Raw genomic sequence first — 13,523 nt, 5'->3', positions numbered from 1 at the left:
GTTAGTAGTTAGTAGTTAGTAGTTAGTAGTTAGTAGTTAGTAGTTAGTAGTTAGTAGTTAGCTATTGCATAGGTGAAAACAATCGTTGATACGTTTTATAAGCGTACTCGTCGGTCATTCCGCTTAAGTAATCGCAAATTATACGCATACCTTGGTTTTGCTTTTGTGCTTCTATGTATTGTGTTTGTGTTGTTTCGGGTAATAAACGCAGCGGATCGCTAGCAAACGCGGTAAATAACTCTATTAGTAAGTTTTGACCTTTAAACTCTATTTGCTGCATTTCGGGGTCGCGTATTAAACGTTGAAACACAAAATGCTTAAGTATTTGCAATACACTGTCGTATTGGGCATCTAATTTAGCGGTGTACTTTAAAATAGGGCATTCAAAGTTATCGTTTTGAATATCTAAATGTATATGAATAATAAAGGTATTAACCAGCTCACCTATGGCATCTTTTCGCTCATAATCATTTTTTGAAAACAAACGCTTCGTGAGCGACTCAAGCATGGTGTTTAACCAGTCAAAGTTTAGTGCTTTTAAATGAGGTAGAGCATGAGTTTGCCAATCGTCTAGCGTAAGTACATGGGTTGCAATGGCATCTTCTAAGTCGTGTACGGCGTATGCTATATCGTCGGCATGTTCCATTATGGCGCTATCGAGCGATTTATACGTTGTTTTAGCGCGGTACTTATCAATAGCGGCATGGTTACCCAGCAACGTTTTATCGTTTTGACTCAGTGGTTCTACTATCCAATTAAATATGGCTGCATCGTCGTTGTACAACCCTTTGGCAGGTCGCCAATCATCTGCTTTTATAAATGCACGACCGGTTGTATCGTTGGGAATGGTATGCCATAGCGTATTAATAAACGCGGGGTATTTTATAAAACCTAATAAAGTACGACGAGTTAGGTTCATACCGTGCCCGTTACTGTAGGGCTCAAGTTTTGCAACTATGCGCAGTGTTTGTGCGTTACCTTCAAAACCACCGTGATCGCGCATCATGTAATTTAGCGCTATTTCACCACCATGGCCAAAGGGTGGATGGCCAATATCGTGCGCCAAACACAGTGTTTCTAGCAGTCCGGTTGATGGAAAGTGCGTAAAGTCGCTATGTTGCGCTTTTAAGTGGCGCAATATGCCAGTACCAATTTGCGATACTTCTAAAGAGTGGGTAAGGCGAGTGCGATAAAAGTCGTTTAGGCCAATACCCATAATTTGGGTTTTTGCTTGCAAACGCCTAAATGCAGCGGCATGAATAATACGCGAACGGTCGACCTGCCACGGCGAGCGATTATCGTTAGGACGATGTTTATATTGCTCTATTATTCGGCTTTGCCATTGTTTATCCATACTGCTTACTCACACATAGTTAATATTATTAAACTTTGCCCAGTATACCCATGGACTTATAAATTGCGAATGAACAAATGCACTACATAGGCTCTGTTTTATCTAAAATTCAAATACACTGCTGAAAATTCAACCGTAAAAGGTCATCAAACCCCAGTTATTCGCGTTTATAAAGTGGCTTAGGTATAATGCGCCTTCGTATGCTTGTGTATAAACCATGCATAACTAAGTTTAATAGAGAGAATAGATGTTAAAAACGATTTTTAAGCTTTTACTAACTGTATTTTTTGTTTGGGCGCTTGCATACCCGTTTATACAAAGTGACGATGTTGAACTAGACGAGCAAACGTCAGAACAACCAAAAAAAGTGAAGAAAAAAGAAAAACCATTACATAATGTAAAACTGCCAAAATTTTCAGAATTTAGTGATGTTAAAGAAAAAAAACATGCATTTTTTAGCTTTATTCGTCCGCACGTTGAAGCCGAAAATAAAAAAATATTACAGCAACGCGCTAAGCTCGAAATAGCACGCATGATGTTACAAAACGAATTATCTTTAGAAAAAAAGCAAAACAAAGATATTGCTAAAATTTTAAAGTCGTATGACTTACCAACCACGGTTGATACGCTAATACTTACGCAAGCACTACGCCGTGTTGATATAATTCCTAAAGAATTAGCGCTTATGCAAGCTGCAAACGAATCTGCATGGGGCACTTCGCGTTTTGCACGTATTGGCCTTAACTTTTTTGGTCAGTGGTGTTACACAAAAGGTTGTGGCATGGTGCCAAAACGCCGTAATACCGGGGCTGCGCACGAAGTTGCTGCGTTTAAATCAGTAAGAGCTGCTATAAACTCTTACTTTAAAAACATAAATACGCATCCTGCTTATAAAGATTTGCGCGCAATACGTGAAAACTTACGTCTTGAGCAAAAACCAATTTTAGCGACTGAACTTACACAAGGTTTAATGTCTTACTCTGAGCGCGGTGAAGCGTATATAGAAGAGTTAAACACGATGATTAGCCAAAATAGAGCCTACTTTGATGAATAAATACATTTTTAATTGTACCAACGCTATTGTGTTAGTACTGCTGAGCATTAGTGCGTTTAATGTAAATGCGAGAGAATTTGTGATGTCGTATGACGGTTTTTACGACCGCTTAAAAATTGTTAACAAAGGCGATTTTCAATATGCGCGAGTTAACTTTTACATTAGTGATATTGGTACTAATGAAACATGTGCGATTAAAAGCGGTACTATTTTAACCGAAAGAAACGAGTATCCACTTAACTTTACCGATAAAGCACAATTACTATTGCCGTTCGATAAGCAGCTTGATACCGATAAAGCGGTTATTGTAGTAGAGCCGCTCAATCCTGTGCACGATTGCCAATTAAAGTTACAAATAGAAGCAAACGAACTTGAAGGTTTAGCATTTTCAAAGCAGTCGTTATATACCATTAACGAAGAACTTGATGAGCTATTAACTGATTTGTCGGGCTTTTTTGTAAGTAAATTAATGTGGTTTTTATTACCAGAGCAAAAGGGCGTAGCAGTTACATTTAAAAGCCCAATGCAATTTGATGATGAAAATATAACGTGTGAAAAGTCAGTGTGTTATTTTGCAGTTGAAGATAGCTGGGAAGATGATAGCGCAGTGCTTGGCGATATATCGAACGTTATTAAAGTAACGCCTTGGATTGTTAAGTAACTCACATACAAAAAGCGGCATTTAGCCGCTTTTTTTGTACCAAAATTAGTACTCGTTTTTAGTCTTTGGTTTTTATTTAATAAGTGGTGCTGATGAATCTCGCTGCATTAAAGTGGGTTCAAAAAAGCGATTTATAACAAGGTTTTTATTTTGATATACGTCTTTCAGCACTAATTTAGCTGCCATTTCGCCCATTTTCCCGACCGGATTATCTATGGTCGTGAGTGTAGGGTAAAGATAGTTTGCAAAAATAACGTTATCAAATCCAACAATCGATAAATCAATTGGTAAATTATAACCGTGCTCTCTTGCATACTTCATAGCACCGGAGGCCATTTCGTCATTGGCGCATACCAGTGCAGTAAAGCTAAGTTTTTCATCAATAAAATGTTTTAAGCCTTTACTACCGCCAGTTTCGTTAAAGTCGCCAATATAAAAAAGCGTAGGATCAAATTTAACACCAGCCTCTGTAAGTGCTTGTTTGTGACCTTCTAAGCGGTTAAAAGCATCGGCTTTAAACTGCGGGCCTGCAATATATGCTATTTGTGTATGGCCTTGATTTAATATCGATTTAGTGGCTAGGTAACCACCTAATTGATTATCTAGACTGATACAGTTGTCTTTTAGTTGCTCTACGTAACGGCTCATTAAATAAACGGGTGTAGAGCCTTGGCTTAGTTTTATTAGGTAGTCGTCTGAGACGGCTTCTACGTGCAAAATAATGGCATCGCAGCGTCTGCTAATTAAAAACTCAATGCCTTCTTGTTCTTTGTCTTCTTCACTGTGCCCGGTGGTAATAATAACGTGTTTACCCGCAGCACGAAGCTCTGACTCAATACCTGCCATCATTTGGGCAAAGAAAGGACCATGTAACTCAGACACTAAAATACCGACACTGTTAGTACAGTTAGAGGCTAAAGATTGCGCTATTGAATTAGGCTTGTAGCCAAGCTGCGCCATAGCATCAAGCACTTTTTGTTTAGTTTTATCGCTTACACGGGTATTTTTGTTCATCACGCGAGAAACGGTGGCTAACGATACGCCCGCAAGCTCTGAGACTTGATAAATTGTTGCCATGTTATTTGTTCACTCGCTTATCCTTAACTACTTCGGCTAAATAATACCTTAGAGTATATATCTTAACTAGCTGTTAGTTTAGATTGAATATTTTCAACAACCTGATTAGTCAGTGTATATTTTTTCATTATGTAGGCAACAAATAATGAGCCAAAAGCAGGTAGTACAGTGAATGACAGTAAAATACCGTGCTGGGTATCAAGAGTTTGTACTGCATCGGCCTGATAACTGTAAAAAGATAACAACCAGCCTGCAATTGCGCCGCCTACAGCCACGCCCATTTTAATAAAAAATATAACGCCTGAATAAACCAAACCCGTAATGCGTACACCTGTTTTTTCATGCCCATAATCTATGGTGTCGGCCATTTTTGCCCACAACAACGGGGTTGCCATATCTAAAAAGAATTTCCATAAAATAAAGGCAGTAAATGCGAGTACTAATTGATCTTTACTAATAAAGTAACTAAAACCACAAATAGCGGCGGCAATAACTTGTAAGCTTATGTAGGCCTTTATTTTACAAAAGCGCTTTGCAAGTGGTTGAGCTAAAGCACAACCTACCATGCTGGCTGCAACACCTAGCGTCATAAATAAAGTGATTAAATCGTCTCGACCTAAATAGTACTTTACGTAGTAAACAGCAAGCGTAAGCCTTAATACTTGCCCGGTAAGTAAAAAGAATGCAGCTAAGCAAAGTGTTCGCCATTGATCGTTTTTAATTAATGCTTTAACACTTTGGGCAAAAGGAATGTTTTGCTCTTTAGGCTGTTGTATACGCTCTTTTGTACCTAAAAAACAAAGTAAAAACAGTACAAGGCCTAAAATACTCATTGCTGTCATTGTGTATTGATAGCCCTTGGCTGCATCGCCTTGGCCAAAATACTCAACCATTGGCATAGTGCAACCCGCTACAATAACACCACCTAACATACCAAATACAAACCGATAAGACTGAATGGTTACGCGCTCTTTTGCGTCGCTTGTAAGTACGCCACCTAAAGCACAATACGGAATATTAATAGCGGTGTAGACAACCATAAGCAGAGTGTAAGTAGTAAAGGCATAAATTATTTTATCGGTGCCTTCTAAATCGGGCGTAGTGAACGCTAAAATACTAATAATGGCAAAAGGGAGGGCAAGCCAAAGTAAGTAGGGGCGAAAGTGGCCCCAGCGCGTATGTGTTTTATCAGCAAGGTTACCCATTAATGGATCGGTTACGGCATCAAAAATACGCACTGCTAAAAACATAGTACCTACAACAGCAGGCGATAAACCCACTACGTCTGTGTAGTACAGCATTAAAAACATCATAACTGTTTGAAAAATAATATTACTGGCGGTGTCGCCTAAGCCATACGCTATTTTTTCTTTTACACTGACCATGATTGTTTATCCCGCTTTATACTTGTTTTTAGTTGTGGGTATACTCTTATCTTTTAGAGATGAGTTCTTTATAAGCTAAACCACTATTTTTAATGGTGCGTTGCTGCGTCTTATAATCTACATACACAATACCAAAACGTTTTAAATAACCTTCTGCCCACTCAAAGTTATCCATTAAGCTCCAAGCAAAGTAGCCATCTATAACAACACCTTGTTCAATCGCATTATGAACCGCATTTAAGTGATCATTATAGTAATTTAAACGATCTAAGTCGTTAACTTCACCATTATTATATGTATCGGGCATGGCTGCGCCATTTTCGGTTATATAAATAGGCGGTAGCGTGTATGTTTTATTAAGCGATACGAGCAAATCGGTGAACGATTGCGGATAAACTTCCCATCCCATATCAGTCAACGGACCTGTAGGTGCAATGGGTTCATAAATGTCAGTAGGATGCGCCTTATAAACTTGGCGGGTATAAAAGTTAATGCCTAAGTAATCAATTGGCTGAGAAATTAATTCCATATCACCAGGGTGTATGTCTGGTAAATGATCGCTTGGTAATTGGTTTATTATATCGGGGTATTTACCATCCATTATTGGTTTCATGTACCACTGATTTAAGTAGTCATCAGCGTATTTGGCACTGTCTATGTCTTGTTGATTATCGGTAAGTGGATATGCGGGTGTAAAGTTAAGCACAATGCCGTTTTGAGTATTAGGCGATGTTTTATTTAGCACGTTCATGGCCAGACCATGAGCGAGTAATAAGTGATGAGCTGCTTTTTTACCATACTGCTTGCCGACTAAGCCCGGGGCATGTATGCCAATTTCGTAACCCAAAAACGCGCTGCAAAAGGGTTCGTTTAATGTAGCGTAAGAATACACTCGTGTTCCAAATGCGTTAGTAATTAGTTCTACGTATTTCTCAAATGCGTAAGCAGTTTTTCTGTTGAGCCAGCCGCCTTCATCTTCAAGGTGTTGCGGTAAATCCCAGTGGTACAAAGTAACAAAGGCTTTTATATTTTTTCGTTTTAGTTCATCTAAAATATCAGTATAAAACTTAACGCCTACGGGATTTAACTTTCCGTCTTGAGTCATCACGCGAGGCCATGAAATAGAAAGCCTGTAAGCATCAACACCTAGAGACTCTATTAAATCTATGTCTTGTTGCCAATTGTTGTAATGATCGCAGGCAATATGACCATGTGAATTGTCAGCAATTTTACCTGCAGTACTACAAAAGGTATCCCAAATACACGGTAAGCGATGCTCATATCCGCCCTCTATCTGAAATGATGCTGTAGCTACACCATAAACAAAGTCTTTTGTTAATAGAGGTGAATTAAATGGTAATGATATTTTTGTCATTGGTTACAAACCTTTTTGAGAACTTAATTGCACGCTTAGCGCTTATTTTTACTGACTTTCAGCGGGTACAAAACATTATTAAAAATAAAAGTTGTTGAAATATGTAACATGTTCGTATTTAATTAGCCGTGAAAGCGCTTACATTTTTAGATTAATGTTAATTAATCTTCAGGTCAACTCTTAAATACTGCGCCTTAGCGGGGTTTGTATTAATTACTTACTGAAGATCAATTTATAATAATAAATTGCGGAGAGCACATGGCTAGTTCAGCACCACTGACATCACAAACACAGTCGCAAAACCACCAAGATAAAAACTATGGTTTTGCACTTACATCTTTAACTTCACTATTTTTTATGTGGGGTTTTATTACCTGCTTAAATGATATTTTGATTCCGCATTTAAAAGCGGTTTTCGATTTAACGTATGTACAAGCAATGCTTGTGCAGTTTTGCTTTTTTGGCGCTTACTTTTTAATGTCACTCCCTAGTGGACACATTGTTAAAAAGCTTGGTTATAAAAAAGGAATCGTGGTTGGGCTTTTAATTGCGGCAGTAGGGTGTGTCTTATTTTACCCAGCAGCGTCTTTACATAGTTATCCTGTATTTTTATTCGCTTTATTTGTACTCGCCAGTGGCATAACGTTATTACAAGTATCTGCAAATCCTTATGTAAGTTTGTTGGGTTCAGCAAAAACAGCGTCGTCTCGTTTAACGCTTACTCAAGCTTTTAACGCGTTAGGTACTACGGTTGCGCCATCATTTGGTGCTCTGTTAATTCTGGACTCAGCGTCAGAAGCCTTTTTAACACCTGCACAAAATGCAGAGTCAGTTCAACTTCCTTACCTCCTTTTAGCTGCAATGCTTATTTTACTAGCCGGTATTTTTGCATGGCTTAAATTACCAGACATTATGAGCGAGCAAAAAGCAGAAGCCGAAAAATCAGAGGCAATTGAAGGCAGTGCTTGGCAGTATCGCCATCTTGTATTAGGTGCTGTGGGTATATTTATGTACGTTGGCGCAGAAGTGGCAATTGGTAGCTTTTTAGTAAGCTTTTTAGCGCAAGAACATATTGCAGGACTAAAAGAGCATGCTGCAGCTCATTACATCACTTATTATTTTGGTGGTGCTATGGTTGGGCGTTTTATTGGTGCTGCTGTAATGCAAAAATTACCCGCTGGTAAAGTACTTGGCTTTAACGCAACCATGGCTATTATTTTAGTCGTTATTGCCATGAGCACGTCGGATCAATTAGCAATGTGGTCAATACTATTGGTTGGTTTATTCAATTCTATTATGTTCCCCACTATTTTTAGTTTAGCGTTAAATGGGCTTGGTAAGCATACAGCTCAAGGCTCTGGTATTTTGTGTTTGGCGATTGTGGGTGGTGCAATAGTGCCACTTTTACAAGGTGCACTTGCTGATAGTGTGGGTGTTCAACTTTCGTATGTTTTACCTATTTTATGTTACATATTTATCGTGTTCTATGGTTTAAGCGGTAGTAAACCAGTTCAAGCGCAGGAGACTCTATAATGAAAACCCCTTTTACACTTAATAAAATAGCCTTAGCAACATTAATTGCATCAGTAGGTACTTTATCGGCTTGTTCAAACGACGCAGTAACATCGGTTGAAAGTAATGAAACGTTATCTAAAACAGCGCAAATTTGGCCAAAACTTAATATTGCTGTTAAAAAAGACGCCGATATTGAAGCTAAAATAGTTAACTATTTAAAAGCCATGACACTTGAGCAAAAGGTTGCTCAAATGATTCAACCAGAAATTCGTGATATTACTGTTGAAGACATGCGTAAATATGGCTTTGGTTCATATCTTAATGGCGGTGGTGCATTCCCTAATGGCGACAAACATGCAACACCAATGGACTGGGTGGCCTTAGCAGAGAGCTTTTATCAAGCTTCTGTCGATGACTCAGTTGATGGCAGTAGTATCCCAACTATGTGGGGCACCGATGCAGTACATGGTCATAATAACGTAATTGGCGCGACGCTTTTTCCACATAACATTGGTTTAGGCGCGGCTAATAACCCAGATTTAATAGAGCAAATAGCGTCTATTACCGCAGTAGAAGTAATGGCTACGGGGATAGATTGGGTATTTGCACCCACTGTAGCAGTAGTACGAGACGACCGATGGGGCAGAACGTACGAAGGCTACTCAGAAGATCCAAAGATTGTTCACGATTACTCAGCAGCCATAGTAAATGGCTTACAAGGTAAAGCCGATGGCGACTTTTTAAGTGACAAGCGTGTAATTAGTACCGTTAAACACTTTATTGGCGACGGTGGCACGGTTGATGGGGATGATCAGGGAAATAATATAGATAGCGAACAGTCGCTATTTGATATTCATGCCCAAGGTTATGTAGGTGGCTTGTCTGCAGGTAGCCAATCGGTTATGGCATCGTTCAATAGCTGGAATGGCGTTAAAAATCACGGCAATAAATATTTACTTACTGATGTATTAAAAACACGAATGGGTTTTGATGGATTCGTAGTAGGCGATTGGAATGGCCATGGGCAAATTGAAGGCTGTACTAACGAAAGTTGTGCACAAGCCGTTAATGCTGGCCTTGATATTTTCATGGTCCCAACAGGTGCCTGGAAGCCTCTTTATAACAACACAATTGCGCAAGTTAAGTCAGGCGAAATTAGTATGTCGCGTATTGATGACGCAGTGAGCAGAATATTACGCGTAAAACTTCGCGCTGGTTTATTTGATAAACCAAGCCCGGCTAAGCGTCTTTACTCTGGAAAAACAGAACTTATTGGCGCGCAAAAGCATCGCGAAGTCGCACGTCAAGCTGTGCGCGAATCGCTTGTATTACTTAAAAATAAAAATAACCTATTACCTATCGAAGCTAATCAACGCGTACTTGTTGCAGGTGATGGTGCTGATAATATAGGTAAACAGTCGGGTGGTTGGAGTATTACGTGGCAGGGGACTAATAATAAAAATGCTGATTTCCCTGGAGCAACGTCAATTTACAAAGGGCTTGAAGAACAAATATCTGCAGCAGGTGGAAGTGTTACTTTAAGTGCTGATGGTACGTTTGAACAGCGTCCTGATGTTGCTATTGTTGTATTTGGTGAAGAACCTTACGCAGAAGGGCACGGCGATAAAGATAACCTAGAGTTTGAGCGCGGAAATAAAAAGTCATTAGCACTTTTAAACTCGCTAAAAGAGCAAGGTATTCCTGTTGTATCGGTGTTTATATCAGGTCGACCTATGTGGGTGAACAGTGAACTTAACGCATCTGACGCGTTTGTAGCTGCATGGTTGCCAGGTACAGAAGGCGCAGGTATTGCTGATGTTTTATTAAAAGCGGCAGACGGCACCATTCAAAATAACTTTAAAGGTAAATTATCGTTTTCTTGGCCTAAATCAGCGGTACAAACTGCGGTTAATAAAGGCGATGAAAATTACGACCCATTACTTCCTTATGGTTTTGGTTTAACGTACGGCGATAAAAACGTGCTAGCTGACGACCTTGATGAAGACTCTAAACTTGATAACTCAGGGCTTACGAGTATGGATATACTTGTTGGTGCACCTGTAGCGCCATGGCGCTTATTGTTAAAATCGGGCGATGAGCTTTTAGATGTATCGAGTAGTACACATGAATTTGGTGCAATTAAATACCGAACCGAGGATAAAACAGTACAAGAAGACGCGCGTCAATTTAGCTTTAGCGGTGCAGAAAAAGCCAGTGCTGAAATAGTAACAAGCTTTGCAGAAGATACCATTGCTTACGTTGAAGCCGATAGTGTGATTAGCTTTGATATTAAATTAAACGAAGCACTAACGAGCGATATAGCACTTGCTATGACTTGCTCGGGTGAATGTGGTGCAAGCATTGATTTAGCAAACGTAGTGGATAAAACCATTGAGAATAAATGGCAGTCAGTATCAATCGATTTAGGTTGTTTTGCTGATAAGGGTGTTAATTTTGCAAACCTAACAAGCCCATTTAGCTTACGCAGCAATGGTAAAGCGTCAATTTCTGTGGCTAATATTCAGTTTGTGCCAAATAAGGCAGGCGAAGCTACACTGTCTTGTAAGTAGTTTATTAACTCTATTGTGTGTATACCAAAGCCCTTCGAATGAAGGGCTTTTTTTATGTAGAGGATTAATACTAACCTGCATAAATACTTGAGCTAATTGATATAACTAAATAGGAGCAAGTCGCTATAAATACAAAGAGTTACCACGTTTTTATAGGAGGAACCTTTTTTATAATAGCTTGTAAAATAATTAGCACTGCATTAAGAGGTTTTTTTCGTCAAAGCTAACTACTTTATCTCTGCCGGTTTCTTTAGCAAGATAAAGGCGTTTATCAGCCAACGACAGTAAGTCTTTTACACTCATTTTACCATTTACAGAGTGACTCACTCCCGCGCTCACAGATAGTTTTATATGCGCGTTTTGATAATAAAACGGATGCTTAGAAATATTTTCACGTAAGTGCTCTGCATATTCTTTAGCTGCTCGTAGGGAATAGTCTGGTAGTAATATTGCAAATTCTTCACCGCCTATTCTGGCGCAAATACCCTCATCAATAAATTGCTCTTTTATGTGCTGCGCAATCCATTTAATTGCTTGATCGCCCGTGTCGTGGCCGTACTTATCGTTTACATGCTTAAAAAAGTCAATATCTAGAATAATTATAGATACATTTATATCATTGTTATTAGGTTGTTTAAGGACTGCTTTGGCGTTATTAAAGAAACCTCTGCGATTAAATAACTGTGTAAGAGAGTCGGTATTGGCAAGGTTCGATAGCGTATATTCACTATTAGAAAATAACAAAAATGGCAGTATAAGAGCACTCAGTGTGGCTAATAGTAAATGACTAATAAGCACAATTTGCAAAGGGGTTGCTACATCTTGAATACTCGAACTAAGTACCGGTATTGATAGAAATATAGCATTTAAAAACATAACTCCACTGTGCACTAAAAAGCAGGTAATTAACGCCTTTTTCTGGGCTTTAGCAACAAAGCTCATGCTTTTGATTAAATACGCTGTGTAAATAAATAATCCGGAAATTACTAAACTCGTTAGCATTTTTGCTGCACCGAAAGGATAAATTGCCAATAACAATAAGCTAGAAAAACCAAATATGCAGTAAAGAGGCATTAAGCTAATATTTTGTACGTTTTTGTATTTATATAGTCCAACAATAATTAAAAGTGGGCTAGTAATCATTGAAACACTAGCTAAATAGTGGGTTATTAAAGGAAAGTCTATGAATAAGCGCAAACATGCCAGTATTTCGGCTAATGCAAATGTGGCACAGGCTAAACCAAATAATAAAAAAGATGTTTGTTTTTTATATTTATAAATTGAGAGAAAAAATAAGCTTATGAACAAGTTAAGGATAAAAGAGAAGAAGATCACAGTAGGCAAATGAAACATGATTTATTCTCTTTATTATAAAATGATGAAATATATATTTAACTAACTGTTGTAATTATTATGTATTAATAAGAAAAGGTCAATTCAGTTAAAAGGATTGCTTTTTCAATTTTTATATTTTACCTCAAGAATTATTAACGCCCGCTAAACCAAACTCTCTAAAGCTGATTTAATATCAGGATGATGAAAACGATAATTATGAACGAGCGCCTTTTTAGGGACTACAAATTGTCCCGTTGTTAGTAAGTCTGACATTTCACCCATTAATAGTTTAAGTACTGCAGTGGGCATAGTGATAAATGCAGGTCGCGATAACGCCTCGCCTAAGCTTTTACCAAATTGAGCATTGCTTACAGGATTTGGCGCAGTTGCGTTAACAGGGCCAGATATTTCTGGATGCTTAATAATGAAGAGTATTAGCTGAATCATATCGTCGATGTGTATCCACGACATTCCTTGCTCGCCATTACCAATTGGGCCGCCTAAACACAATTTAAAGGCAGGGAGCATTTTACTTAATGCTCCACCTTTTTTAGCTAAAACAATACCCGTGCGCAAAAGGCACACTCTGGTGTGTTCTGATTGCGCGAGTAGCGCTGCATTTTCCCAGTCTTTACAAAGCTGGTGGCTAAATTCGTCGTGTGGGTTTTCAAAAGTTTCATCAATAGGGTTACTATTTTGTCGACCATAAAACCCAACGGCGCTTCCAGATATATAAGTATGCGGGGCAGTGCTACAAGCTTTAATAGCTTCACTAATTTGTTGTGTAACACCAATACGGCTGTCGCGTATTATTTGCTTTTGTTTGTCGCTCCAGCGTTTATTTACAATAGGTTCGCCAGCTAAATTAATAACAATATTAACAGTGTTAAAATCTACTGCATTGACATTGCTTACGGCTTTAACTTTATGGCCCAATAATACGTTTGCTTTAGTCGGATTTCGGCTAAGCACAGTAACAGTATTATGATGAAGTAAAAAAGGGCATAAGTGCTTACCAATTAATCCCGTCGCGCCAGTAACAAATACATGCATTATTAATCCTTACAATAAAATAGTAGCAAGTGATTAAAAAACATACTCGCTAGCAAACAGCTTTGCAAATTTATACGTAAAACAGGCTTTTATGATCACTTCGTAATTATTTCATTTAATTACCTTTTGCCTTACACTAAAGCC

10 protein-coding genes are annotated in these 13,523 nt (G+C 38.6%); 4 read left to right on the top strand and 6 right to left on the bottom strand.

What is annotated here, in order from left to right; genetic code table 11:
- Positions 1 to 61 precede the first annotated feature (61 nt).
- A complete protein-coding gene (locus I6F48_RS03295) occupies positions 62 to 1,354 on the bottom strand; it encodes an anti-phage deoxyguanosine triphosphatase (RefSeq protein WP_197118793.1) in 1,293 nt (430 codons plus the stop codon).
- A gap of 247 nt (positions 1,355 to 1,601) precedes the next feature.
- On the opposite strand from I6F48_RS03295, the gene I6F48_RS03290 reads away from it, so the two are divergent.
- Both I6F48_RS03290 and I6F48_RS03285 read left to right on the top strand, forming a co-directional pair.
- Positions 1,602 to 2,408, top strand: a complete 807-nt coding sequence (locus tag I6F48_RS03290) for a glucosaminidase domain-containing protein (RefSeq protein WP_197118792.1) — start codon at positions 1,602 to 1,604, stop codon at positions 2,406 to 2,408.
- A complete protein-coding gene (locus I6F48_RS03285; protein WP_007585308.1) occupies positions 2,401 to 3,069 on the top strand; it encodes a DUF2987 domain-containing protein in 669 nt (222 codons plus the stop codon). The genes I6F48_RS03290 and I6F48_RS03285 overlap by 8 nt, the downstream gene beginning before the upstream one ends.
- A 72-nt stretch (positions 3,070 to 3,141) precedes the next feature.
- Here the strand turns inward: I6F48_RS03285 and I6F48_RS03280 are convergent, their stop codons facing one another.
- The 3 genes from I6F48_RS03280 to I6F48_RS03270 all read right to left on the bottom strand — a co-directional run bounded on the left by I6F48_RS03280 (position 3,142) and on the right by I6F48_RS03270 (position 6,906).
- Complete coding sequence (locus I6F48_RS03280; RefSeq protein ID WP_165726368.1) at positions 3,142 to 4,146, bottom strand: LacI family DNA-binding transcriptional regulator; 1,005 nt, start codon at positions 4,144 to 4,146, stop codon at positions 3,142 to 3,144.
- 62 nt (positions 4,147 to 4,208) lie between these two features.
- Positions 4,209 to 5,531 (bottom strand): glycoside-pentoside-hexuronide (GPH):cation symporter, encoded by a 1,323-nt coding sequence (locus I6F48_RS03275; protein WP_165727734.1) that lies wholly within the window; start codon positions 5,529 to 5,531, stop codon positions 4,209 to 4,211.
- Positions 5,532 to 5,577: 46 nt separating this feature from the next.
- Positions 5,578 to 6,906: a GH1 family beta-glucosidase gene (locus I6F48_RS03270; RefSeq protein WP_197118791.1), complete on the bottom strand. Its 1,329-nt coding sequence runs from the start codon at positions 6,904 to 6,906 to the stop codon at positions 5,578 to 5,580.
- 258 nt (positions 6,907 to 7,164) lie between these two features.
- On the opposite strand from I6F48_RS03270, the gene I6F48_RS03265 reads away from it, so the two are divergent.
- Together I6F48_RS03265 and I6F48_RS03260 are read left to right on the top strand one after the other, a co-directional pair.
- Complete coding sequence (locus I6F48_RS03265) at positions 7,165 to 8,439, top strand: sugar MFS transporter (protein WP_197118790.1); 1,275 nt, start codon at positions 7,165 to 7,167, stop codon at positions 8,437 to 8,439.
- Complete coding sequence (locus tag I6F48_RS03260; protein WP_197118789.1) at positions 8,439 to 10,991, top strand: glycoside hydrolase family 3 protein; 2,553 nt, start codon at positions 8,439 to 8,441, stop codon at positions 10,989 to 10,991. The genes I6F48_RS03265 and I6F48_RS03260 overlap by 1 nt, the downstream gene beginning before the upstream one ends.
- 189 nt (positions 10,992 to 11,180) lie before the next feature.
- Here the strand turns inward: I6F48_RS03260 and I6F48_RS03255 are convergent, their stop codons facing one another.
- Both I6F48_RS03255 and I6F48_RS03250 read right to left on the bottom strand, forming a co-directional pair.
- The gene (locus I6F48_RS03255) at positions 11,181 to 12,134 is read right to left on the bottom strand and encodes a GGDEF domain-containing protein (protein WP_197118788.1); all 954 of its coding nucleotides are present in this window, start codon (positions 12,132 to 12,134) and stop codon (positions 11,181 to 11,183) included.
- Between the two features lie 354 nt (positions 12,135 to 12,488).
- The gene (locus tag I6F48_RS03250) at positions 12,489 to 13,379 is read right to left on the bottom strand and encodes a TIGR01777 family oxidoreductase (RefSeq protein ID WP_166420717.1); all 891 of its coding nucleotides are present in this window, start codon (positions 13,377 to 13,379) and stop codon (positions 12,489 to 12,491) included.
- Positions 13,380 to 13,523: the final 144 nt, after the last annotated feature.

This window comes from Pseudoalteromonas sp. SWYJ118 (assembly GCF_015864505.1).
In the GTDB taxonomy this organism is placed as follows: domain Bacteria; phylum Pseudomonadota; class Gammaproteobacteria; order Enterobacterales; family Alteromonadaceae; genus Pseudoalteromonas; species Pseudoalteromonas arctica.
The sequence above is the reverse complement of the archived record's forward strand: the minus strand, read 5'-3'. Positions and strand labels throughout refer to the sequence as shown.

Excerpts from the sequence above, each read along its gene's own strand:
- I6F48_RS03295 (WP_197118793.1), bottom strand. The coding sequence starts at position 1,354 with ATGGATAAACAATGGCAAAGCCGAATAATAGAGCAATATAAACATCGT.
- I6F48_RS03290 (WP_197118792.1), top strand. The coding sequence starts at position 1,602 with ATGTTAAAAACGATTTTTAAGCTTTTACTAACTGTATTTTTTGTTTGG.
- I6F48_RS03285 (WP_007585308.1), top strand. The coding sequence starts at position 2,401 with ATGAATAAATACATTTTTAATTGTACCAACGCTATTGTGTTAGTACTG.
- I6F48_RS03280 (WP_165726368.1), bottom strand. The coding sequence starts at position 4,146 with ATGGCAACAATTTATCAAGTCTCAGAGCTTGCGGGCGTATCGTTAGCC.
- I6F48_RS03275 (WP_165727734.1), bottom strand. The coding sequence starts at position 5,531 with ATGGTCAGTGTAAAAGAAAAAATAGCGTATGGCTTAGGCGACACCGCC.
- I6F48_RS03270 (WP_197118791.1), bottom strand. The coding sequence starts at position 6,906 with ATGACAAAAATATCATTACCATTTAATTCACCTCTATTAACAAAAGAC.
- I6F48_RS03265 (WP_197118790.1), top strand. The coding sequence starts at position 7,165 with ATGGCTAGTTCAGCACCACTGACATCACAAACACAGTCGCAAAACCAC.
- I6F48_RS03260 (WP_197118789.1), top strand. The coding sequence starts at position 8,439 with ATGAAAACCCCTTTTACACTTAATAAAATAGCCTTAGCAACATTAATT.
- I6F48_RS03255 (WP_197118788.1), bottom strand. The coding sequence starts at position 12,134 with ATGATTACTAGCCCACTTTTAATTATTGTTGGACTATATAAATACAAA.
- I6F48_RS03250 (WP_166420717.1), bottom strand. The coding sequence starts at position 13,379 with ATGCATGTATTTGTTACTGGCGCGACGGGATTAATTGGTAAGCACTTA.